Genomic DNA, 20,894 nt, shown 5'->3' on the forward strand with positions numbered 1-20,894 from the left:
ATGTGATCGGCAGGTCCGGATTCCTGCGCACATGGTCCGGCCGGACCTACTCTCGGGAGCATGGAGCGGAGCGTGGCCGTCGTGGCGTACGACGACGCCGAGCTGCTCGACATCGCCTGCGTCACGACCACCCTCGCCACCGCCAACGACCGCGGCGCCGATCCGGCCTACGCGGTCCGGCTGCTCACACCGGGCGGGCGGGCCGTCACGTGCCGGCCGGGCCTGCGTCTCGACGCCCACGAGGCGCTCGAGCGCAGGGTCGGCGAGGTCGACACGCTGATCGTGGCCGGCGGGTACGGGCACGAGCGCGCGGCGGCGGACGAGGTCGTCCTGGCGCACGTCCGTCGGCTCGCCCGCAACGCCCGCCGTGTGGCGTCGGTGTGCACCGGGGCCTCGGTGCTGGCGGCCGCCGGGCTCCTCGACGGGCACCGGGCCACGACCCACTGGTTCTTCGCCGGCGGGCTGGCCCGTGCGCACCCCGCGGTGACCGTGGATCCCGACCCGATCTTCGTGCGGGACGGCTCCGTCGCCACGTCGGCCGGCGTCACCAGCGCACTGGACCTGACACTGTCGTTCGTCGAGGAGGACCACGGGGCCGCCCTGGCCCGCGGGGTCGCGCGCTCGCTGGTGACGTACCTGCAGCGGCCGGGCACGCAGGCCCAGATGAGCGTGCACGTGGCGGCACCGCCGCCGGCCGACGACGTCGTCCGCGCCGTGGTCGACCACGTCGCCGGACACCTCGACGACGACCTCGGCGCCGCGGCCCTCGCCGACCGGGCCGGCGTGAGCCAGCGCCACCTCACCCGGCTGTTCCGTGCCCACCTGGGCCGATCACCGGGCGAGCACGTGCGCCGCGCCCGCACCGAGGCCGCCGCACACCTCCTCGCCACCACCGACCTGCCGCTGCCGCGGGTGGCGGCGCGCTGCGGCTTCGGCTCCACCGAGACGCTGCGCACCGCCTTCCTGCGCGCCTACGGGACGACGCCGTCGGAGCACCGACGGGCGTTCGTCACCAGCCGAGTCACCAGCCGAGTCACCAGCCGAGTCACCAGCCACTAGGCAGGGGGTGTCCCTCGGCGAAGCCGGACGCGGACTGCACACCGAGCGTCGCGCGCTCGTGGAACTCCTCGAGCGACGCGGCGCCGGTGTAGGTGCAGGCCGAGCGCACGCCGGCGCAGATGCTGTCGAGCAGGTCCTCCACGCCCGGGCGCTGGGGGTCGAGCTGCATGCGCGAGGAGGAGATGCCCTCCTCGAACAGCCCCTTGCGGGCGCGGTCGAAGGCCGAGTCGCCGCGCGTGCGGGCGGTGACGGCGCGCTTCGACGCCATGCCGAACGACTCCTTGTAGGCCGCGCCGTGCTCGTCGCGCAGCAGGTCGCCGGGCGACTCGTAGGTGCCCGCGAACCACGAACCCACCATCACCGCCGAGGCGCCGGCGGCGAGGGCGAGCGCGACGTCGCGGGGGTGGCGCACCCCGCCGTCGGCCCAGACGTGCCCACCGGCGGCCCGGGCCGCGGCGGCGCACTCGGTGACCGCGGAGAACTGCGGGCGCCCGACGCCCGTTGCCATGCGCGTCGTGCACATCGCGCCGGGCCCGACCCCGACCTTCACGATGTCCGCGCCCGCCGCGATCAGGTCGCGGGTGCCCTCGGGGGTGACGACGTTGCCGGCGGCGATCACGGCGTCCGGCGCCGCCTCGCGGGCGGCGGCCAGGGCGGTGAGCATCTTCTCCTGGTGGCCGTGCGCCGTGTCGACGACGAGCACGTCGACACCGGCGGCGCCCAGCTCCTTGACGCGGGTCGCCACGTCGCCGTTGACCCCGAGCGCCGCGGCGATCCGCAGCCGCCCGTCGTCGTCCACGGCGGGCCGGTAGACCTCGGTGCGCAGCGCACCGGTGCGCGTGAGGATGCCGGCCAGGCGCCCGTCGCCGGTGACGCCCAGCGCCGGGGCCCCGGCGTGCGCGGGGTCCTGCAGGACCTCGAAGACCTCCCGCGGCGCCGTGGTGACGGGCAGCGTCACCGCGGGGGAGAGGACGTCGGCGAGGCGGGTGAAGCGGTCGACCCCGTGGCACGCCGACTCGCCGACCACCCCCACCGGGCGGCCCGCGTCGTCGACCACCGCCACCGTGCGGTGCGCGCGCTTCGAGACGAGGTTGAGCGCGTCGGCCACCGCGTCGCCCGGGTGCAGCACCACCGGGGTGTCCCACACGGTGTGCCGGGACTTCACCCCCGCGACGATGTCGGCCACCGCCGCCGGGTCGACGTCCTGCGGGATGACCGCGAGGCCGCCGCGGCGCGCCAGCGTCTCGGCCATCCGGCGGCCGCTGACCGAGGTCATGTTGGCGGCGACGACCGGGATCGTGGCGCCCGACGGGTCGGCGACCGAGAGGTCGACGTCGAAGCGCGAGGCCACGTCGGACCGCCTCGGGACGAGGAAGACGTCGTCGTAGGTCAGGTCGTGGGGCGGGTGCTCGCCGTCGAGGAAGTGCACGTGTCACGAGGCTACGCGGTCGGGGGTGGCGGTCGGGGGTGGCTGGGAAGCTGATGTGCGTGACCGTCCTCGGGACCCGCGCGCTGAACCGGGCGGCGCTCGCCCGGCAGTTCCTGCTCGAGCGCGCCGAGCTGCCGGCCCTCGACGCGGTCGCGCACCTCGGCGGGCTGCAGGCCCAGGAGCCGCAGGAGCCGTTCGCCGGGCTGTGGTCGCGGCTCGCGGGGTTCGACCCGGCGGAGCTCTCGGCGCTGCTCGTCGAGCGCCGGGTCGTGCGCACGCACCTCATGCGCCGCACCGTCCACCTCGTGACGGCCGACGACGCGTTGGCCTGGCGGTCGCGCCACGACGCGATGCTGCTCCAGCGGCTGCTCGGGGTGTATCGCGCGGAGCTCGCCGGGGTCGACCTCGGGGCGCTGGCCGAGGCCGGGCGGGAGCTCCTCGCGCAGGAGCCGAGCACCCTGCCGGCCGCCGGCCGCGTGCTCGCCGAGCGGTGGCCGGACGTGTCGCCGCGCGTGCTCGGCGAGGCGGTGAGCGTGCTCGTCCCTCTCGTACAGGTGCCGCCGCGCGGGCTGTGGGGCCAGGCCGGCCCGGCGAGCAGCGTCGCGCTCGCGACGTGGCTCGGGCGTGCGTGCGACCCGCCGTCACCGGAGGGGCCGGAGGGTGAGGACCCCGTCGGCGAGGACCTCGTCCTGCGCTACCTCGCCGCCTTCGGCCCGGCGGCGACGGCCGACCTGCGCGCCTGGTCCGGGCTCGCCGGCCTGCCGCGGGCGGTGGCGCGCGTGCGGGAGCGGCTCGTGGCCTTCCGCGACGAGCGCGGCCGGGAGCTGCTCGACGTCCCCGACGCGCCGCGCCCGGACCCCGGGTCGCCCGCCCCCGTGCGCTTCCTGCCCGCGTTCGACAACCTCGTGCTCGGCTACGACGACCGCTCGCGGTTCATCGACGACGCCCACCGCGGGCTCTCGGTGGCCGGGACGCGGTTCGTGCTGGTCGACGGGCGGGTGGCGGCGAGCTGGACGGTCGTCGACGGCGTCGTCACCGTCACCCCGCTGGTGCGCTTCTCCCGCGCCGACCGCCAGGACGTCGGCGAGGAGGGCCGGGCGCTCGCCGCGTTCCTCTCCGGCGGCGCGAGCCACCGCGTGACGATCGCCGCGTCGCCCCGCTGATCGGCGCCCGGCAGAGTGGAGCCGTGTCCACGGTCCTCCCCGGCTCCCGCGCGACGGCTCTCGCGCGCACGTTCCGCGCCGTTGCGATCGCCGAGGCCTGCTCGTGGATCGGGCTGCTGATTCGGGATGGCGTTCAAGTACCTCGTCGTGTTCGACGACGTCGGGGTGCGGGTGTTCGGGCCGATCCACGGCGCGCTGTTCGTGGCCTACGTCGGGGTCGCCCTGGTGACCGCGCGGGTGTTCCGGTGGTCGACCGGGACGACCCTGCTCGCCCTCGCGGCGAGCATCCCGCCGGCGGCGACGATCTGGTTCGAGCGCCGTGCCGTGCGGCGCGGCGAGCTCGGCTGAGACCCGGGGCTGCTACATCTTCAGCGCGCGCACCGTCTCGAGGGTGTCCGCCTCGGCGGCGGGCTTGTCGTCGCGGTAGCGGACGACGCGGGCGAAGCGCAGCGCCACGCCGCCGGGGTAGCGGGTGGACGTCTGCACCCCGTCGAGCTCGATCTCCACGACGATCTCGGGCCGCAGGTAGAGCGTCCAGTCGTCGCGGTGGGTCTCGTACCGCGGGAACGTCTCGGTCTGCCAGCGCAGGATGTCGTCGGTCATGCCCTTGAAGGTCTTGCCGATCATCACGAACTCGCCGTCCGCACCCCGTGCGCCGAGGTGGATGTTCGACAGCCACCCGCGGCGCCGTCCCGAGCCCCACTCGACGCCGAGGACGACGAGGTCGAGGGTGTGCGACGGCTTGACCTTCTGCCACGACCGTCCGCGACGGCCCGCGGAGTAGGTCGAGTCGAGGGCCTTGACCATCGACCCCTCCTGCCCGGCGGCGAGGGCGTCGGCGACGGCCTGCTCCGCCCCCGCGGCGGTCGGGCGGACGACGCCGGGGATCAGTCGGTCGCCGACGACCTCCGCGAGCACCTCCCGCCGTGTCGAGAGCGGCTCGTCGACCAGGTCGACGCCGTCGCGGTGCAGGCAGTCGAAGAACCAGGGCGCCGTGGCGCCCGAGCCGAGCCCCTTCATCGACTCCTGGAACGGTCGCGGGCGGCCGTCCTCGGCGACGGCGAGGGTCTCGCCGTCGAGCACGACGGTCTCGACGGGAAGGGTCCGGGTCAGCGCGACGATCTCCGGGACGCCGTCGGTGATCTCCCGCAGCGTCCGCGACCAGACCCGCACCTCGTCGCCGCGCCGGTGCACCTGGATGCGGGCGCCGTCGAGCTTGTGCTCGACCACGACACCCGGGTCGCCGTCCGGCGCGCCCAGCTCGGCCAGCGCCGCCTCGAGCGAGTCGCCCGGCGAGGCGAGCATGGGCCGCAGCGGACGCATGACCTCGAGGCCGATGGCGCCCAGGTCCCCGCCCGTCAGCGCCACGTGCGCGGTGGTGGGCAGCCGCCCGGAGAGCATGAACGCCCGGCGCACCGCCTCGGCGGGCAACTCCGCGGCCGAGGCCACCGCCTCGATCATGATCCCCTCGAGCGCCCCCTGACGGAGCTCGCCGCCGAGCAGGCGCACGAGGAAGCGGCCCTCGTCCGGCGTCGCCGCGTCGAGCAGCCCGCCCAGCTCGGCGGCGCGCCGCGCGCCGACCCCGGTGCCCGAGCCGGCCAGCGCGGCCAGCCGGTCGAGGGCGGCGTCGACGTCGCCGACGGTGAGGGTGGAGTCGGACGCGGGGGTCGGCGACACCGACTGCAGCGTGCGCCAGCCGATCCCCGTGCGGCCCTGCAGCATCTCGCCCGCGAGCCAGGCCGTCGCGGGCCGGACCTCGTCGGGCTGCAGGCCCGCCAAGAGCGTCGCGAGCGTCGCCGTCTTGGCCTTGCGCGAGCGGGTCGCCGCCACCTCCGCGGAGGCGGCGACGACCTCGCCCAGCAGTGTCACTGCGCCTGGTCCACCCGGGTCATCGCCAGGACGTCCAGGGCCTCGTCGAGCTGGGCCTGGGTGAGCTTGCCGTCGGAGACGTAGCCCTCGTCGTCGATGACCTCGCGGATGGTCTTGCGCTGCTTCATCGCCGTCTTCGCGATCTTCGCGGCCTCCTCGTAGCCGAGGAGGCGGTTGAGCGGCGTGACGATCGCCGACGACGACTCGGCGTAGCGGCGGCAGGCCTCCTCGTCGGCCTCCGTGTCCTCGAGGACGCGGTCGGCCAGGAGCCGCGCGGCGTTGGCCAGCAGGCGGGCCGACTCGAGCACGTTGCGTGCCATCACCGGCATCATGACGTTGAGCTCGAGATTGCCCTGCGAGCCGGAGAAGGCGACGGTGGCGTCGTTGCCCATGACCTGGGCGGCGACCATCATCGTCGCCTCGCAGATCACCGGGTTGACCTTGCCCGGCATGATCGACGAGCCGGGCTGGAGGTCCGGGATGCGGATCTCCGCGAGGCCCGTCGACGGGCCCGACGACATCCAGCGCACGTCGTTGGCGATCTTGTAGATGCTCACCGCGACCGTGCGCAGCGCGCCGGACGCCTCCACCAGCCCGTCGCGGGCGCCCTGCGCCTCGATGTGGTCGCGGGCCTCGGAGAGCTCGGGGATGCCGGTGCTCTGACGCAGCTGCTCGACGACCTTGCCGCCGAAGCCCACCGGGGTGTTGATGCCCGTGCCCACCGCGGTGCCGCCGATCGGCAGCTCGGCGAGGCGGGGGAGCGTCGCGCGCAGGCGCTCGGTGCCGTGGCTGCACTGGCTCGCCCAGCCGCCGGCCTCCTGGCCGAGGGTGATCGGCACGGCGTCCATGAGGTGGGTACGGCCCGCCTTCACGACGTGCTTCCAGTCCTGCGCCTTCCGGTTGAGCACCGCGCCGAGGTGGTCCAGCGCGGGCACCGTGTCGCGGACGATCGCCTCGGCGGCCGCCAGGTGGATCGTCGTCGGGAAGACGTCGTTGGAGCTCTGCGAGGCGTTGACGTGGTCGTTCGGGTGAACCTTCTGGCCCGACGCGCGCGAGGCCAGCGTCGCGATGACCTCGTTGGCGTTCATGTTCGAGCTGGTGCCCGAGCCGGTCTGGAACACGTCGATCGGGAACTGGTCGTCGTGTGCCCCGGACGCCACCTCGTCCGCGGCGGCGGCCACGGCGTCGGCGAGGTCGGCGTCGAGCACACCGAGGTCCTTGTTGACGCGCGCGCACGCACCCTTGACCAGGCCGAGCGCGCGGATCTGCGCGGGCTCGATGGGGCGTCCGGAGATCGGGAAGTTCTCCACGGCCCGCTGGGTCTGCGCGGCCCACAACGCGGCGGCCGGCACCCGGACCTCGCCCATGGTGTCGTGCTCGATCCGGTACTCCTGCTCCTCCGTCATGGGGCGCAGTCTTTCACCGCGCTCCTCGCGCCGGGCTTCAGGAGACCACCTGCACGGTGTCGCCCGGCGAGAGGTTCGCGAAGAAGCGCTTCGACGCCGTCCGCCCGAGGTGGATGCAGCCGTGCGAGCGCTCCGAGAGGCTGCCGGTGTGGAACGCGATCGCCGGCGCGAAGAACACCGAGTACGGCATGTCGGCGTCGTAGAGGTTGCTGACGTGGTCGGCGTCCTTGTAGTCGACCGAGAACGTGCCGGTCGGCGTCGGGTCCTTCCGCGTCCCGCCGAGCGCGCCCACCGGGCCGTAGGTCACGTTGCCCTCGCCGTCGGTGAGCCAGGCCTGCTGCGAGGAGAGGTCGACGCACGCGACCGCCGACGAACTGCAGGGCGTACCGCGCGTGAGGGCGGGGATCGCCGGGACCGTCGGCAGCCCGGTGGCCGGGGCGTCCGTCACCGGCCGGGAGATCGGCGCGGGGGCCGGCTTCGCGGGGGCCGGGTCCGCGGTGGCCGTCCCGGCCAGGAGGGCCGACATCGTCGCGACGATGGCGATCAACAGGGTGACGGGGGCGGCTGCCGGACGTCGGCGCGGCCGGTTGAGGAATGGCACGAGGACCTCCGGGACCGTGGCGTCCTCTCCGGATACCCCGGATCGGACGACGATCATTCCCCGTGTCGTGTCAGCGCGTCGAGTCCTCGGGCCCCCAGATCGACACATCGGGTGCATCGTCCGTGCCCAGATCGATCGCGGAGTACTCCCGCAGCTTGTGGAGGCGGTGCCAGGCGTCGATCATCCGCACGGTGCCGGACTTCGAGCGCATGACCAGCGACTGGGTGGACGCCCCGCCGGCGCGGTAGTGCACGCCGCGCAGCAGGTCGCCGTTGGTGACGCCGGTGGCGCAGAAGAAGATGTTCTCCCCGCGCACGAGGTCACCGGTGTGCAGGACGCGGTCGAGGTCGTGGCCGGCCGCGAGGGCCTTCTCGCGCTCCCCGGCGTCCTTCGGCCACAGCTTGGCCTGCAGCGAGCCGCCGATGCAGGCGATCGCGCAGGCGGTGATGATCCCCTCGGGGGTGCCGCCGATGCCCAGGAGCATGTCGACGCCGCTCTCGGGTCGGGCCGCGGCGATGGCTCCGGCGACGTCGCCGTCGGAGATGAACCGGATGCGTGCGCCGGCGTCCCGGATGTCCTGGACGAGCTGCTCGTGCCGTGGCCGGTCGAGCACCACGACCGTGACGTCGGAGACGTTGATGCCCTTCGCGCGGGCGACGGCGCGCAGGTTCTCCGCGACGGGGCGCTCGATGTCGACGACGTCGGCGGACTCCGGGCCGACGGCGAGCTTCTCCATGTAGAACACCGCGGACGGATCGAACATCGCCCCGCGCTCCGCGACGGCGAGCACCGCGAGGGCGTTGGGCATGCCCTTGGCCATGAGCGTGGTGCCGTCGACCGGGTCGACCGCGACGTCGCACTCCGGACCGTCGCCGTTGCCCACCTGCTCCCCGTTGAAGAGCATCGGGGCCTCGTCCTTCTCGCCCTCCCCGATGACGACGGTGCCGCGCATCGACACCGACCCGATGAGCTTGCGCATCGCGTCGACGGCCGCGCCGTCCCCGCCGTTCTTGTCGCCGCGGCCGACGTAGCGGCCGGCGGCCATGGCAGCGGCCTCGGTGACCCGGACGAGCTCGAGCGCGAGGTTGCGGTCGGGACGCTCAGGGGTCCGGACGCGAGCGGGTTCCTGCGAGCTCACCGGGTGTGCACCTCCAGGGGCGGACGTGATGTGCGGGGCGTGATGCGGGTCGGGCGTGGGCGGGCGGATCGCCGGGTGGCCATCCTCGCAGAGTCCGGCGCTCCGGTCGCCCGTCCGCGCCTCACCACCGGTCGCTCGGCGGCGGACCCCAGCCCTCGTCGGGCTCGCGGCGGACGCCGACGCGCTGCCCGTCGTGGGCCTCACCGGTCCAGGCCGCCCGGGTGTCGACGTGGGGCCCGGCGGGCGTGCCGGTGGGGAGGACGCCCAGGGGATGCGGGTCCTCCGACTCGGGCCAGCGCTCCTCGTGGTGCGGGTGGTCCGGCTCGGGGCGGGCCTGCGGGGTGTAGGTCTCGGCGCGCAGTGGCTCATGACGGGGTTCGTCACGGGGCGGCTCGTACGGCGTCTCCGGCTGCGGCCCGCTCGCCAGCAGCGCGGCGGCCACACCCTCGCGGGACAGCGAGTGCACGCTCTCGCGCAGGGCGCGGGTCGCGGCGGCGCGCAGCTCGGCGGAGAAGCGCGGCGCCGGGGCGAAGCGGCCGAAGGTGTCGCGCAGGAAGTGGAGCAGCAGGGTCGCGGTGGACCGCGAGCGCCACATCGTCCAGCCGACGTAGAGGTCCCGGCCGTAGGGCTGGACGAGCAGCATCGCCCGCTCGCTGTACTGCTCGAACAGCAGCACCGGCACACCCGCCACGGTCGACGGGCGGACCTCCGCGGGACTGCGGCGCGCGGCCGCGGCGAGGCGCACGTGCTCGTAGGCGCTCGCCGCGGCGTCGCCGCGGTTCTCGAGCAGACGGGCGTGCTCGGCGATCGGCTCCTTCGCCGGCGCGAAGAACGACGCGATGCCGGCGAGGTAGAGCACGACCACGAGCACCCCGAGCAGCACCGACACGGCGTCGGTGAAATCGTCGGGCGACGACATCGACGCGAGGTAGTCGATGATCGCCTTGATCAGCAGCAGCACCGTCGGCGCGACGAGGAACAGCAGCGAGCGCATGAGGTGCGGGGCGAGCATCCGGTAGGTGACGACGTCATCCACCAGGCCGTCGGGCTCGTCGTGCTGCTGGATCTCGCGGTGGTAGTCGGCGTGGGCCCCGGCGACCGCCCGGTCGAAGTCGGCCCCTCCGGACGAGTACGGGCTGCTCATGGCCGTCGAGTCTGCGCCATCACGGCCCGGCGACGGTGCCTCTTCGCCCGGGTGTCGCTCAGCCGCTCGCCCCGTCCTCGCCCGCCGCCTCCGACAGCACCGTCTCGACGCGCTCGCGGGCCCCGGCGAGGTGGCGCTCGCACAGCCGCGCCAGCGCCTCGCCCCGCTCCCACAGCGCGAGCGAGTCCTCCAGGCTCAGCCCGCCCGCCTCCAGCCGCGCCACGACCTGCGCGAGCTCGTCCCGCGCCTGCTCGTACCCCGGCTCGTCGCCCTCCGTCATGGGCTCATCTTCCCCTGTGTCAGCGAAGTGCCGTTACGGACACTCAACGTCTGCGACGGCACTTCGCTGACTCAGGGCTCGTGACGCTCGGTCACGACAGCGTGCAGGGCGCCGTCGGCGAGGCGCACGCGCAGGGTGTCGCCCGCCGAGGGCGTGTACGCCGACCGGAGGACGGGGGCGTCGACGGCCTGCCCGTGCTGGACGATCGCGTAACCCCGGGCCAGGGTCGCGGCGGGGCCCAGGGCGGTGAGGGACGCCGTGAGGTGTCGCAGGTCGGCCGACCGGGCCGTGATCCCGGCGTCGACCACCTGGCGGGCCCGCCCGCGCAGCGCCACGACGGCGTCCTCCCGCGCGGCGATCGGCCCGAGGGGGTCGGCGAGGACGGGGCGGCGGCGCAGGGCGGCGAGTGCCGCGTCCTCCCGTTCCACCCACGCGTGCAGGGCCCGGTGCATCCGGCGGCGCAGCTGCGCGAGGTGCGCGGTCTCCTCGGCGAGGTCGGGGACGATCCGCTTGGCGGCGTCGGTGGGGGTGGCCGTGCGGACGTCGGCGACGTGGTCGACCAGCGGGGTGTCGGGCTCGTGCCCGATCGCCGTGACCACGGGCGTCCGGCACGCCGCGACACCCCGGCACAGGGCCTCGTCGGAGAACGGCAGGAGGTCCTCGACGCTGCCGCCGCCGCGGGCCAGCACGATCACGTCGACGTCGGGATCACGGTCCAGGGCGGTCAGGGCGTCGAGGATCTCCGGAACGGCCTGTGGCCCCTGCGTCGGGGTGTTGACGGTGCGGAACCGCACGGCGGGCCAGCGCGCCGACGCGACGGTGAGCACGTCGTGCTCGGCGGCGCTCGCCCGCGACGTCACCAGGCCCACGCAGCGCGGGAGCCGCGGCGGACGCCGCTTGCGCGCCGGGTCGAAGAGCCCCTCGGCGGCCAGCAGCGCCCGCAGCCGTTCGATGCGCGCCAGCAGCTCGCCGACCCCGACAGGACGGATCTCGTCGACGCGCAGCGAGAGCGTCCCCCGCCCGAAGAAGTACGACGGCCTGCCGTGGACGACGACACGGGCGCCCTCGGCCAGCGGGGGGACCGTCCCGCGCACCATGGTCGTCGGCGCCGTCAGGTTGATCGACACGTCCGCGGCCGGGTCACGCAGCACGAGGAACGCGGTGCCCGACCCGGGCCGGGCGGTGACCTGCGTGAGCTGGCCCTCCACCCACACCGCGCCGAGCCGCTCGATCCACGCGGCGATCTTGCGCGCGACCGTCCGGACCGGCCACGGCTCCTCCGCGCTGGTCGCCGGCGGGGTGGTCACGCCGAGGTCAGGACTGCGCGTTGAGCGTGGCGATCCGGTTGCTGAGCATGGTGACGAACGGCGGCCGGTTGCCGTGCGCGGTCTCCCACTCCAGCAGCTCGGTGACCTCGTCGACGCTCAGCGTCCGGAGCTTCCCGCGCAGCTGGGCGATGGTCATCGACTCGTACCCGGGGAGGGCGTCGGGGGTGCCGGCGGTCTCCACCTCGGTGCCGCCCACGACCTCGAGCGCCCGGGAGTGACCGTTCACACGTGGGGCGTCCGCCAGGTCGGTGAACTCGATCGACGTGTCGTCGACGTCGTAGGACTCGAAGCGGGCCGGCGGCTCGGGCAGGTCGTCGTCGAAGCGGGCCCACGACGGGGCCTCCTCCACCGGGCGCATCCCGTCGAGCGCGGTGTCCCCCTTGATGGCCAGCTCCGTGACCACCTGCTGGGCACGCATCCCCAGCTGCAGCACACGGCTGACCGCGGTGATGGGCAGGCCGGCGATGGTGCGCGGGAGGTCCCGGGTCTCCTCCACGGCGGCGACGACGAGGCCGGCGGCGACCCGCACCGGGAACGGGAGCGAACTCATACCGGACAGCGTGCCAGGGGTGGGCCGATGATGTGCGAACGGCCACGGCGGGTCGGTCCTCACAGCTCGCGCCCGGACGGTGACGTGCGTCGCCCGTAGGCTGGCGGTATGTCCACTGAGCACCAGAGCGAGCACACCGGCGACGGCGCGCTGCGCGTGCTGCTCGCGAAGCCCCGCGGCTACTGCGCCGGCGTCGACCGGGCCGTCGTGGCCGTGGAGAAGGCGCTCGAGACCTACGGCGCGCCGGTGTACGTCCGCAAGGAGATCGTGCACAACCGCCACGTGGTCACCACCCTCGCCGAGCGCGGCGCCGTGTTCGTCGACGAGACCGACCAGGTGCCCGAGGGCGCCACCGTCGTGTTCTCCGCGCACGGGGTGTCCCCGGCGGTGCACGCCCAGGCCGCGGCCCGCGAGCTGCGCACCGTCGACGCCACCTGCCCCCTGGTCACGAAGGTGCACCAGGAGGCGAAGCGCTTCGCGCGCGACGACTACGACATCCTGCTCATCGGCCACGAGGGCCACGAGGAGGTCGAGGGCACCGCCGGCGAGGCGCCCGACCACGTGCAGCTCGTCGACGGCCCGTCCGCGGTGGCCGGGGTGACGGTCCGCGACCCCGAGAAGGTCATCTGGCTCTCCCAGACGACGCTGTCGGTCGACGAGACCCTCGAGACCGTCCGCGCGCTGCGCGAGCGCTTCCCGTCGCTGGCCGACCCGCCGTCGGACGACATCTGCTACGCCACCCAGAACCGCCAGGTCGCGGTGAAGCAGATGGCGCCCGAGTGCGACCTCGTGCTCGTCGTCGGCTCCCGGAACTCCTCGAACTCGGTGCGCCTCGTCGAGGTCGCGCTGCAGGCCGGGGCGAAGGACTCCCACCTCGTCGACCACTGCGGCGAGATCGACGAGGCCTGGCTCGAGGGCGTCACCACCGTCGGCGTCACCAGCGGCGCCTCGGTGCCCGAGATCCTCGTCGGCGACGTCCTGCACTGGCTCGCCGAGCGCGGCTGGGCCGACGTCGAGGAGATCACCACCGCCAACGAGAAGCTGACCTTCTCGCTGCCCCGCGAGCTGAAGCGGGACATGGCACCGCAGTCGGTGCGCTGACAGCCCGTTGTCCTCGGGGCGCGGGCACCGCACAGTGTCCCCGTGCTCCTGGCCCTGACCCTGCTCACCGGGGGAGCGCTGCTCACCCTGGTGCTCGGGGTCGTCGGCGGCGGCGACCCGGTGGCCGTCCTGCCGCTCGGCGCCGCGTTCGCGCTGCTGGCCACGCTCGGCTTCCGCTGGGTGCTCGCCCGCGGGCGGCGCCGGTGGTCGGCGGCGTACGTGCTCGTCGGGCTGGTGCTCGCGTCGGTGGTGTTCGCGCTCGCCCCGGGGGTGGGCGGCACGCTCTTCCTGATCGTGCTGGTCAGCCAGTGCGTCCTGCTGCTCCCGCTGCCCGCCACGATCGTCGTGATCGCGATGGTGCCGTTCGTGCACACCGGCATGCCGGTGCTCGACGGCCTGCGCGAGGGGCTCGGCACGCTGGTCGCGGTGGTCTTCGCCGCCGTGGTCACCGAGCTGCTGCGCCGCGAGCAGCAGATGCGCCGCGAGCTCGCGGCCGCGCAGCAGCAGGTCGAGCACCTCGCCGCGGCCCAGGAGCGCAACCGGGTGGCTCGCGACATCCACGACGGGCTCGGGCACTCCCTCACGGTCATCCAGATGCAGCTCCAGGCGGCCCGGGCCCTGCTGGCGAACGGGAATGCCGATGACCCGGTGGACGACGTGCTCGCCAAGGCCCAGCACCAGTCGCGGGAGGCGCTCGGCGAGGTACGGCGCTCCGTGGGCGCCCTGCGCGAGCCCCGCGTCGTCCCGCCGCTGGGCACCGCGCTCCACGACCTCGCCGCGGAGAGCTCCGCGGTCGGGCTCCCGACGTCGGTGCGCGTCGTCGGGGACGAGCGGGCCCTCGCCGACCCCGCCCGCGAGGCGCTGTTCCGGGCGGCGCAGGAGGGGCTGACCAACGTGCGCAAGCACGCCGGCGCGAGCCGCGCCGAGGTGGTGCTCGACTACGCCGCGACAGCCGTGCGCGTGGAGGTCCGTGACGACGGACGCGGTGCGGGCGACCACGGTGACGGCGGGCACGGGGAGGGCGGGGGTGTCGGCCTCCTCGGCCTGCGCGAACGGGCCGCGGACCTCGGCGGGCGCCTCGAGCTGGGACGCGCCCCGGCCGGCGGGTGTGCGCTGGTGCTGGAGGTGCCGGCGTGACGGCTCCCGTGCGGCTCCTGCTGGTCGACGACCAGGCGCTGTTCCGCGAGGCGCTGGCCACCCTGCTGGGCGTGCGCGACGACGTGGTCGTGGTCGGGGAGGCCGGCGACGGCGAGGAGGCCGTGCGCCGCGCCGCCGAGCTCGCCCCCGAGGTCGTGCTCATGGATCTGCGGATGCCGGTGCTCGACGGCGTCGCCGCGACCCGCCGGCTGCGCGCCGAGCAGCCCGAGGTGCGGGTGATCGCGCTGACCACCTTCGACGACGACGAGGACGTCTTCGCCGCGCTGCGGGCCGGCGCGGTCGGCTACCTGCTCAAGGACGTCTCGTCCGCGCGCCTCGTCGAGGCGGTACTGACCGCGGCCGCCGGCGGGTCGGTGCTGGAACCCTCGGTCGCGGCGAAGGTCGTCGCCCGCGTCGCGCGCCTGCCCGCGGACGAGCCGGCGACGAGGCGGGCCCAGCCCCTGGTCGTGCCGCTCTCGGAGCGGGAGGTCGACGTGCTGCGCCTGCTCGCCGACGGGCGCAGCAACCGCGAGATCGCCGGCCGGCTGCACCTCGCCGAGGGCACGGTGAAGAACCACGTCACGAACGTGCTGGGCAAGCTCGGCGCCCGCGACCGCACCCAGGCCGCGCTGCGCGCCCGGGCACTGGACCTGCTGTAGGTCGTGACCCCGGGGCATGACGTCCGGCACCTGTCCACCGGGGCGGGGCTCGCGAAGCTCGTCGGGCTGCATCGTCGCCCCGTGGAAGGACCCACCATGACCACCCAGCCCACCGTCCCCGCCGTGACCACAGCCGCGACCACCACCGCCTCCCGCCGGCCCGTGCTGCGCTTCGTCGGCCACTACGTCGAGATGGTGGTGGCGATGGTCGTGGGTATGGCGCTGCTCATGCCGCTGACGCCGGCGGCCTGGGCCGCCCTGCCCGCCGTCCACGCCCTCGTCATGGCCGCGGACATGACCATCGGCATGGCGGTGTGGATGGCCGTGCGGCGTCACCGCGCGCGTCTGATCGTCGAGATGTCGGCGGCGATGTGCGCCCCGTTCGTGCTGCTGCTCGTGCCCTACGGCCTCGGCGCCGTCTCCGGCGAGACCCTGATGCTCGCGGGGCACGTCCTGATGTTCCTGACCATGCTCGGCGCGATGCTCCTGCGTCGCGACGAGTACGCCCACTGCTGAGTGCACGGCGGATGCCGCGAACGGCCTGGTCACTGCTCTCCGCGCACGAACTACGCGTTGATCACGTGTCGATTGTCGGCTGACGTCCGGAGATCCGGAATCGAGGAGCGATCGTTCGGCTGAGCGGAGCGCACGCTCCACGCATCCGGATCGTCGGACCCGCGTCAGCGGCGGTCGTCGGGCCCGTCGACGCGGCGCGGGACGCGCCGGACCCCGGGGCCGAACTCCTCGTCGGGGTCGTCCGGCCGGACGGGGCGACGCCGAGGGTCGCCGCCGGACGGGCGGCGGCGGTCGTCGCGCGCCGGGCGGGCCTCGACCGGCACCTGGCGGGGACGGCGCTCGCGCGGCTCCCGGTCGCGGTCGCGGGGGTCGCGGTCGCGGGGGTCGCGGTCGCGGAACTCGCGCCGCTGCCGCTCGCGGATCTCCCGCTCGCGGCGATCCCGCTCGCGCAGCTCGCGCTCGCGCGGGTCCCGATCACGGGGCGGCCGGTCCCGGGGTTCGCGGGGGGCGTCGGGGTCGAGCCGGTCGGAGTCCCGCTGCCAGGGCTCGAGGCGCGAGCGGATGAACCCGAGCGCCAGGCACACGGCGGTGGTGATCGCGAGGGTCGGGAAGGCGTTGACCAGCGGCCCACCGACGGCGAGGAGCGTGGAGGCCGTGCCGCCCGAGCGGGGGAGCGACCCCGTGGCGACGACGACCACGGGCACACCCACGGCCAGCAGCAGCGGTGGCTGGACGAGCGGGACGAACAGCGAGTCCCGCCGGGACCAGGCGGTCGCGAGGATGCAGCCGCCGGCGAAGCAGGCGGTGAACGCCACGCCCAGCTCGCCGGACAGGACGAGGTCGATCGCCACGCCGGCGACGGTGAAGACCGCGCCGAGCAGCAGCGTCCCCCACCAGCGGAGCCCACGCAGTGACCGAACGATGGAGCGCTCGCCGGGGCCGACGGGCCCGGTGCCGAGTGCCTCCTCCCGCGCGCTGGTCACAACCCCAACGCTAGCGGTCGGACCGTGACGTTCCGTCGCACCCGCACGCACACCGGCGAGTGCGGTGACGCGGACCACTCATCCTCGCGTCATCCCCGTCTCCGCGATCGACTCGGCCGGTGCCCGCGGGCGGCGCTCGATCTGGTCCGGGCTCTCCAGATCGGCGGTGGTCACGGACAGGTCCGCGAACCGCCGGGCGCTGACGAGCACGCGGGACTCCAGTGAGCTGACCGTCTCGTTGAACGACCGCACGCTGCCGTCGAGGGACCGACCGAGCCGCGCGAGGTGCCCGGAGAGCGTGGCCAGGCGGCCGTGGAGCTCGCGGCCGAGCGCGTGCACCTCGGCGGTGTTGCGGGCGAGGGCCTCCTGGCGCCACGCGTAGGCGACCGTACGCAGCAGCGCCATCAGCGTGGTGGGCGTCGCGATGACGACGTCGGCGCCGAAGGCGTGCTCGAGCAGCGCCGGATCGGCCTCCAGCGCCGCGGACAGGAACACCTCGCCCGGAACGAACATCACCACGAACTCGGGCGTCGGGTCGAAGCGGCGCCAGTAGGCCTTGGCGCCGAGGGCGTCGACGTGGGCGCGCACCTGCTTCGCGTGCGCCGCGATCCGCTCGCGGCGGGCCGCGTCGTCCCGGGCCTCGGTGGACTCCAGGTAGGCGGCGAACGGGACCTTCGCGTCGACGACCACCTGCTTGCCGCCCGCGAGGTGCACCACGAGGTCGGGACGTTGGGCGCCGTCGTCGTCGACCCCGCGGGCGTGGGCCTGGCGGGTGAAGTCGCAGTGCTCGACCATGCCGGCGAGGTCGACCACCCGCTCGAGCTGCAGCTCACCCCACCGTCCGCGCACGTTCGGGGCGCGCATGGCCCCGACCAGCGCGCGCGTCTCGCCCGCCACCCCCTGCGCGCCCTCCGCGACCGCGCCGACCTGCTCGCGCAGCGACGCGAAGGCGGCGGCCCGCTCGCGCTCCGCGCCCGCCATCTCCCGCTCCATGCGACCGAGGGCGGCGGCGACGGGCTCCAGCACGCGATCGAGCACGTCCGTCGAGGCGGCGCGCACCGCGGGCCCCAGGGCGCGCTCGCGGTCGCCCGCCCCGCGACGCTCGGCGTCGAGCTCGGCGCGGGCCGCGGCGACCTCCGCCCCCGCGCGCCGCACCGCCTCGGACACCGCTGCGTCGCGCCGGGCCCCCGCGAGGTGCAGCGCGACCCACGCGCCGACGCCCGCGCCGATCACGAGCCCCAGCAGCAGCCCCGCGAGCACCCCGGCCGTCGTCATGGCTCCTCCGTCATGACCGGCAGGATGGATCACACCCCCGACAACGCCGCGTCATCGACGCGCCAGGAGGCCTCGAGGCCCAGCAGCCGCTCCTTGAGCTCCAGCCCCCAGCGGTACCCGCCGAGGGCGCCGCCCCGGCGCAGCACGCGGTGGCACGGGACGAAGAGCGTCGCGGCATTGGTGATGCACGCGCGGGCGGCGATCCGGTGACCGCGGGGGTGGCCCGCGGCGACCGCCAGCTCGCCGTAGGTGGTCGGCGCCCCGGGCGGGACGGCCCGCAGCTGCTCCCAGATCGCCGACGTGGCCGCGCCGCCCCGCTGCCGCACCGGTGTCGACGTCGCCGGCTCTGGGTCGCCGTCGTGGTACGCCGCGACGGCGGCGGTGACGTCGCCGAGCTCCGCGCGCCGGGCGGGCTCGGCCGGCCGCAGCTCGGGGTGCACCAGCGCGAGCAGCGCGTCGGCGTCGTCGGTCCATCCCGCGGCGAGGACGGCGCCGTCGGCGTCGACGAGGGCGGTGAACGGGCCGAGGGGAGTGGGCACGGTGGCGAGGGCGGACACGGGGACCTCCGGGGGTCGCGTGGAGCAGCTGTCACCCTGGTTGGACGCCGCCGGGGCCCGCCCGGATCCCTCGCTGGCAGACTGGATTCTCGTGAGCTTGACCCTCGGCATCGTCGGACTGCCCAACGTCGGCAAATCGACGATGTTCAACGCCCTGACCCGCAACGACGTCCTGGCCGCGAACTACCCGTTCGCGACCATCGAGCCCAACGTGGGCGTGGTGCCGCTGCGGGATCCACGGCTCGACCGGCTCGCGGAGATGTTCTCCTCGGAGAAGGTGGTCCCGGCGACGGTGTCGTTCGTCGACATCGCGGGCATCGTCGCGGGCGCCAGCGAGGGCGCCGGGCTGGGCAACAAGTTCCTCGCCAACATCCGCGAGGCCGACGCGATCTGCCAGGTCGTGCGCGTCTTCGCCGACGACGACGTCGTCCACGTCGACGGCCGGGTCGACCCGGCCGCGGACATCGAGACCATCGCGACCGAGCTCGTCCTCGCCGACCTCCAGACGATCGACAAGGCCCTCCCGCGCCTCGAGAAGGAGGCGCGGGTCAAGAAGGAGACCAAGGCCGCCGTCGACGAGGTCCAGCACGCGCAGAGCGTGCTGAACGAGGGCCGCACCCTCTTCTCCGCCGGCCTCGACTCGCCACGGCTGCGCGAGCTGAACCTCATGACGATCAAGCCGTTCCTCTACGTCTTCAACGCCGACGAGCCGGTGCTCGTCGACGATGCGAAGCGCAAGGAGCTCGCCGAGCTCGTCGCGCCGGCCGAGGCCGTGTTCCTCGACGCGAAGGTCGAGCAGGAGCTGCTGGAGCTCGACGCGGAGTCGGCCCAGGAGCTGCTGGAGTCGATCGGCCAGCCCGAGCCGGGTCTCGACGCGCTGGCCCGCGCCGGCTTCCGCACCCTCGGCCTGCAGACCTACCTCACCGCGGGCCCCAAGGAGTCGCGCGCCTGGACGATCCGGATCGGCGCCACCGCCCCCGAGGCCGCCGGCGTGATCCATACGGACTTCCAGAAGGGCTTCATCAAGGCCGAGATCGTGTCGTACGGCGACCTCATCGCCGCCGGGTCGATGGCCGCCGCGAAGACCGCGGGCAAGGTCCGCATGGAGGGCAAGGACTACGTCATGCACGACGGCGACGTGGTCGAGTTCCGCTTCAACGTCTAGGACCGGGTAGCACCGGAAGTGCTCACAGGGCCGGAGGCCACCCACCCATGACCGTCCCCACCATCGCCCTCCCCGACGGCACCCCGATGCCCGTGCTCGGCGTCGGGACCTGGGGATACGCCGAACAGCCGGCGCGCCGCCGGGACGAGATCGACTCGCTGCGCGCCGCACTCGACGCCGGGCTGACGATGATCGACACCGCCGAGATGTACGCCGACGGCGGCGCCGAGGAGCTGGTCGGCGAGGCGCTGGCCGGGCGGCGCGACGAGGCGTTCCTCGTGGACAAGGTGCTGCCCTCGGACGCCTCCCGCCACGGCACCGTCGAGGCCTGCGACCGGGCCCTGCGCCGGCTGCGCACCGACCGGATCGACCTCTACCTGCTGCACTGGCGCGGCCGGTACCCGCTGGCGGAGACCGTCGAGGCGTTCGTCGAGCTGCGCGACGCCGGGAAGATCCGCGCCTGGGGCGTGAGCAACCTGGACGTCGACGACCTGGCCGAGCTCGACGAGGTCCCGAGCGGCGACCAGGTGGCCACCGACCAGATCCTCTACAACCTCGTGCGGCGGGGACCCGAGTGGGACCTTCTCCCCTGGGCCGAGCGTCGCGGGCTCCCGCTGATGGCCTACTCGCCCGTCGAGCAGGGGCGACTGCTCGACGAGCCCGCGCTGCGCGAGGTCGCCGAGCGGCACGGCGCCACGCCCGCACAGATCGCCGTCGCCTGGGTGCTCGATCACCCCGGCGTCAGCGCGATCCCGAAGACGGCGACCCCCGCGCGGATGGCCGAGAACCGGGCCGCGCTCGACGTCGCCCTCACCGGCGACGACCGGGCCGTGCTCGACGCCGCGTTCCCGCCGCCGGACCGGAAACGCCGGCTGGAGATCCTGTAGGTGGCCGGAGGCACCGACGGGTCGAGTTCTGCTTCATCGTCTGATCCGGTCGGGCGGCCACGCGCTCAGCGGGCCGGGGTCGGTCCGAAGCGGACCCCGAGCTCGGACACGCGGAGGCCGCGGTGCTCCGGGCGCATGCGCCCGGCGCGTTCCAGCACGCTCATGCCGTGCAGGGCGCTCCAGAACACCTCGGTCGCGGTGCCGTCGTCGTCGCCGATCGTCTCGGCCAGGACGTCGAACGCGGCGCGGAGCTCGGGCCGGGTGTCGTCGTGCGCGAACGGCGTGTCGATCGGCTGGTGGAACATCGCCTCGTAGACCGCCGGATGGTCGCCGCCGAAGTCGAGGTAGGCGACGGCGACGGCTTCGATCGCGGACCGTCCCTGCCGGCCGTCGCGCGCCGCGCGGCACCGCCGTGTCAGCTCGACGAAGCCGTCGAGGGCGACCGCCAGCATGATCTCCGCCTTGCCGCCGGGGAAGTGGCTGTAGAGCACGGGCTGGCTGTAGCCGATGGCGTCGGAGAGATGTCGGGTGGTGACGGCGGCCCATCCCTGCGCGTCGGCGCGGTCCCGCGCGGCGGCGAGGATGTGACGACCGCGTTCCTCCTGCCGCCGTCGTCGCGCCGTCTGGTCCGCCATCGGTTCTCCCTC

At 74.6% G+C, this 20,894-nt stretch carries 22 protein-coding genes; 9 read left to right on the forward strand and 13 right to left on the reverse strand.

Features of this window, described 5'->3' with window-relative positions:
• Positions 1–60: 60 nt before the first annotated feature.
• The gene (locus PH189_RS07440; protein ID WP_274188134.1) at positions 61–1,059 is read left to right on the forward strand and encodes a GlxA family transcriptional regulator; all 999 of its coding nucleotides are present in this window, start codon (positions 61–63) and stop codon (positions 1,057–1,059) included.
• Here PH189_RS07440 and PH189_RS07445 read toward each other — a convergent pair.
• Positions 1,046–2,488, reverse strand: a complete 1,443-nt coding sequence (locus PH189_RS07445) for a GuaB1 family IMP dehydrogenase-related protein (protein ID WP_274188135.1) — start codon at positions 2,486–2,488, stop codon at positions 1,046–1,048. The genes PH189_RS07440 and PH189_RS07445 overlap by 14 nt on opposite strands.
• A gap of 53 nt (positions 2,489–2,541) precedes the next feature.
• Here PH189_RS07445 and PH189_RS07450 point away from each other — a divergent pair, with 53 nt between their 5' ends.
• Positions 2,542–3,651, forward strand: coding sequence for a winged helix DNA-binding domain-containing protein (locus PH189_RS07450; RefSeq protein ID WP_274188354.1), 1,110 nt, complete (start codon positions 2,542–2,544; stop codon positions 3,649–3,651).
• Between the two features lie 126 nt (positions 3,652–3,777).
• Positions 3,778–3,999 carry a DUF3817 domain-containing protein gene (locus PH189_RS07455; protein ID WP_337994136.1) on the forward strand — a complete coding sequence of 74 codons (222 nt, stop codon included), beginning with the start codon at positions 3,778–3,780 and terminating at the stop codon, positions 3,997–3,999.
• 12 nt (positions 4,000–4,011) lie between these two features.
• On the opposite strand, the gene PH189_RS07460 is transcribed toward PH189_RS07455, so the two are convergent.
• From PH189_RS07460 to PH189_RS07495, 8 genes are all read right to left on the reverse strand, one after another.
• Positions 4,012–5,520, reverse strand: a complete 1,509-nt coding sequence (locus PH189_RS07460) for an ATP-dependent DNA ligase (RefSeq protein ID WP_274188136.1) — start codon at positions 5,518–5,520, stop codon at positions 4,012–4,014.
• A complete protein-coding gene (locus PH189_RS07465; RefSeq protein ID WP_274188137.1) occupies positions 5,517–6,926 on the reverse strand; it encodes a class II fumarate hydratase in 1,410 nt (469 codons plus the stop codon). The genes PH189_RS07460 and PH189_RS07465 overlap by 4 nt, the downstream gene beginning before the upstream one ends.
• A gap of 37 nt (positions 6,927–6,963) precedes the next feature.
• The gene (locus PH189_RS07470) at positions 6,964–7,452 is read right to left on the reverse strand and encodes a L,D-transpeptidase (protein ID WP_274188138.1); all 489 of its coding nucleotides are present in this window, start codon (positions 7,450–7,452) and stop codon (positions 6,964–6,966) included.
• 145 nt (positions 7,453–7,597) lie between these two features.
• Complete coding sequence (glpX, locus tag PH189_RS07475) at positions 7,598–8,665, reverse strand: class II fructose-bisphosphatase (protein WP_274188139.1); 1,068 nt, start codon at positions 8,663–8,665, stop codon at positions 7,598–7,600.
• Positions 8,666–8,786: 121 nt separating this feature from the next.
• A complete protein-coding gene (locus tag PH189_RS07480) occupies positions 8,787–9,809 on the reverse strand; it encodes a hypothetical protein (RefSeq protein ID WP_274188140.1) in 1,023 nt (340 codons plus the stop codon).
• A 58-nt stretch (positions 9,810–9,867) separates the two neighbouring features.
• Positions 9,868–10,089 (reverse strand): exodeoxyribonuclease VII small subunit, encoded by a 222-nt coding sequence (locus PH189_RS07485; protein ID WP_274188141.1) that lies wholly within the window; start codon positions 10,087–10,089, stop codon positions 9,868–9,870.
• Positions 10,090–10,160: 71 nt separating this feature from the next.
• Positions 10,161–11,396, reverse strand: a complete 1,236-nt coding sequence (gene xseA / locus PH189_RS07490) for an exodeoxyribonuclease VII large subunit (protein WP_274188142.1) — start codon at positions 11,394–11,396, stop codon at positions 10,161–10,163.
• A gap of 7 nt (positions 11,397–11,403) precedes the next feature.
• Entirely contained in the window at positions 11,404–11,967 is a 564-nt protein-coding gene (locus PH189_RS07495; RefSeq protein ID WP_274188143.1) for a lipid droplet-associated protein, read from the reverse strand.
• A 108-nt stretch (positions 11,968–12,075) separates the two neighbouring features.
• On the opposite strand from PH189_RS07495, the gene PH189_RS07500 reads away from it, so the two are divergent.
• The 4 genes from PH189_RS07500 (at position 12,076) to PH189_RS07515 (ending at position 15,380) form a co-directional block, all read left to right on the forward strand.
• On the forward strand, positions 12,076–13,068 hold the full coding sequence (locus PH189_RS07500) for a 4-hydroxy-3-methylbut-2-enyl diphosphate reductase (protein ID WP_274188144.1): 993 nt from the start codon (positions 12,076–12,078) through the stop codon (positions 13,066–13,068).
• 42 nt (positions 13,069–13,110) lie between these two features.
• The gene (locus PH189_RS07505; protein ID WP_274188145.1) at positions 13,111–14,205 is read left to right on the forward strand and encodes a sensor histidine kinase; all 1,095 of its coding nucleotides are present in this window, start codon (positions 13,111–13,113) and stop codon (positions 14,203–14,205) included.
• Complete coding sequence (locus PH189_RS07510) at positions 14,202–14,864, forward strand: response regulator (protein ID WP_274188146.1); 663 nt, start codon at positions 14,202–14,204, stop codon at positions 14,862–14,864. Before PH189_RS07505 ends, PH189_RS07510 begins: the two co-directional genes overlap by 4 nt.
• Before the next feature lie 96 nt (positions 14,865–14,960).
• Positions 14,961–15,380 (forward strand): hypothetical protein, encoded by a 420-nt coding sequence (locus PH189_RS07515; protein WP_274188147.1) that lies wholly within the window; start codon positions 14,961–14,963, stop codon positions 15,378–15,380.
• Positions 15,381–15,544: 164 nt separating this feature from the next.
• On the opposite strand, the gene PH189_RS07520 is transcribed toward PH189_RS07515, so the two are convergent.
• The 3 genes from PH189_RS07520 to PH189_RS07530 form a co-directional block, all read right to left on the reverse strand.
• Entirely contained in the window at positions 15,545–16,363 is an 819-nt protein-coding gene (locus PH189_RS07520) for a DUF6542 domain-containing protein (protein WP_274188148.1), read from the reverse strand.
• A gap of 78 nt (positions 16,364–16,441) precedes the next feature.
• The gene (locus PH189_RS07525) at positions 16,442–17,638 is read right to left on the reverse strand and encodes a DNA recombination protein RmuC (RefSeq protein WP_274188149.1); all 1,197 of its coding nucleotides are present in this window, start codon (positions 17,636–17,638) and stop codon (positions 16,442–16,444) included.
• A gap of 29 nt (positions 17,639–17,667) precedes the next feature.
• Complete coding sequence (locus tag PH189_RS07530) at positions 17,668–18,195, reverse strand: methylated-DNA--[protein]-cysteine S-methyltransferase (RefSeq protein ID WP_274188150.1); 528 nt, start codon at positions 18,193–18,195, stop codon at positions 17,668–17,670.
• 91 nt (positions 18,196–18,286) lie between these two features.
• On the opposite strand from PH189_RS07530, the gene ychF reads away from it, so the two are divergent.
• Together ychF and PH189_RS07540 are read left to right on the forward strand one after the other, a co-directional pair.
• The gene (gene ychF, locus PH189_RS07535) at positions 18,287–19,360 is read left to right on the forward strand and encodes a redox-regulated ATPase YchF (protein WP_274188151.1); all 1,074 of its coding nucleotides are present in this window, start codon (positions 18,287–18,289) and stop codon (positions 19,358–19,360) included.
• A 47-nt stretch (positions 19,361–19,407) separates the two neighbouring features.
• Complete coding sequence (locus tag PH189_RS07540) at positions 19,408–20,247, forward strand: aldo/keto reductase (RefSeq protein WP_274188152.1); 840 nt, start codon at positions 19,408–19,410, stop codon at positions 20,245–20,247.
• A gap of 65 nt (positions 20,248–20,312) precedes the next feature.
• On the opposite strand, the gene PH189_RS07545 is transcribed toward PH189_RS07540, so the two are convergent.
• Positions 20,313–20,882 (reverse strand): TetR/AcrR family transcriptional regulator, encoded by a 570-nt coding sequence (locus PH189_RS07545; RefSeq protein WP_274188153.1) that lies wholly within the window; start codon positions 20,880–20,882, stop codon positions 20,313–20,315.
• Positions 20,883–20,894: the final 12 nt, after the last annotated feature.

The sequence above is a fragment of the Actinomycetospora chibensis genome, assembly GCF_028737215.1.
Taxonomy (GTDB): Bacteria; Actinomycetota; Actinomycetes; order Mycobacteriales; family Pseudonocardiaceae; genus Actinomycetospora; species Actinomycetospora chibensis.

Excerpts from the sequence above, each read along its gene's own strand:
- PH189_RS07465 (WP_274188137.1), bottom strand. The coding sequence starts at position 6,926 with ATGACGGAGGAGCAGGAGTACCGGATCGAGCACGACACCATGGGCGAG.
- PH189_RS07440 (WP_274188134.1), top strand. The coding sequence starts at position 61 with ATGGAGCGGAGCGTGGCCGTCGTGGCGTACGACGACGCCGAGCTGCTC.
- PH189_RS07455 (WP_337994136.1), top strand. The coding sequence starts at position 3,778 with ATGGCGTTCAAGTACCTCGTCGTGTTCGACGACGTCGGGGTGCGGGTG.
- PH189_RS07480 (WP_274188140.1), bottom strand. The coding sequence starts at position 9,809 with ATGAGCAGCCCGTACTCGTCCGGAGGGGCCGACTTCGACCGGGCGGTC.
- PH189_RS07495 (WP_274188143.1), bottom strand. The coding sequence starts at position 11,967 with ATGAGTTCGCTCCCGTTCCCGGTGCGGGTCGCCGCCGGCCTCGTCGTC.
- PH189_RS07545 (WP_274188153.1), bottom strand. The coding sequence starts at position 20,882 with ATGGCGGACCAGACGGCGCGACGACGGCGGCAGGAGGAACGCGGTCGT.
- PH189_RS07450 (WP_274188354.1), top strand. The coding sequence starts at position 2,542 with ATGTGCGTGACCGTCCTCGGGACCCGCGCGCTGAACCGGGCGGCGCTC.
- PH189_RS07515 (WP_274188147.1), top strand. The coding sequence starts at position 14,961 with ATGACCACCCAGCCCACCGTCCCCGCCGTGACCACAGCCGCGACCACC.
- PH189_RS07470 (WP_274188138.1), bottom strand. The coding sequence starts at position 7,452 with ATGTCGGCCCTCCTGGCCGGGACGGCCACCGCGGACCCGGCCCCCGCG.
- PH189_RS07525 (WP_274188149.1), bottom strand. The coding sequence starts at position 17,638 with ATGACGACGGCCGGGGTGCTCGCGGGGCTGCTGCTGGGGCTCGTGATC.
- PH189_RS07485 (WP_274188141.1), bottom strand. The coding sequence starts at position 10,089 with ATGACGGAGGGCGACGAGCCGGGGTACGAGCAGGCGCGGGACGAGCTC.
- PH189_RS07540 (WP_274188152.1), top strand. The coding sequence starts at position 19,408 with ATGACCGTCCCCACCATCGCCCTCCCCGACGGCACCCCGATGCCCGTG.
- PH189_RS07500 (WP_274188144.1), top strand. The coding sequence starts at position 12,076 with ATGTCCACTGAGCACCAGAGCGAGCACACCGGCGACGGCGCGCTGCGC.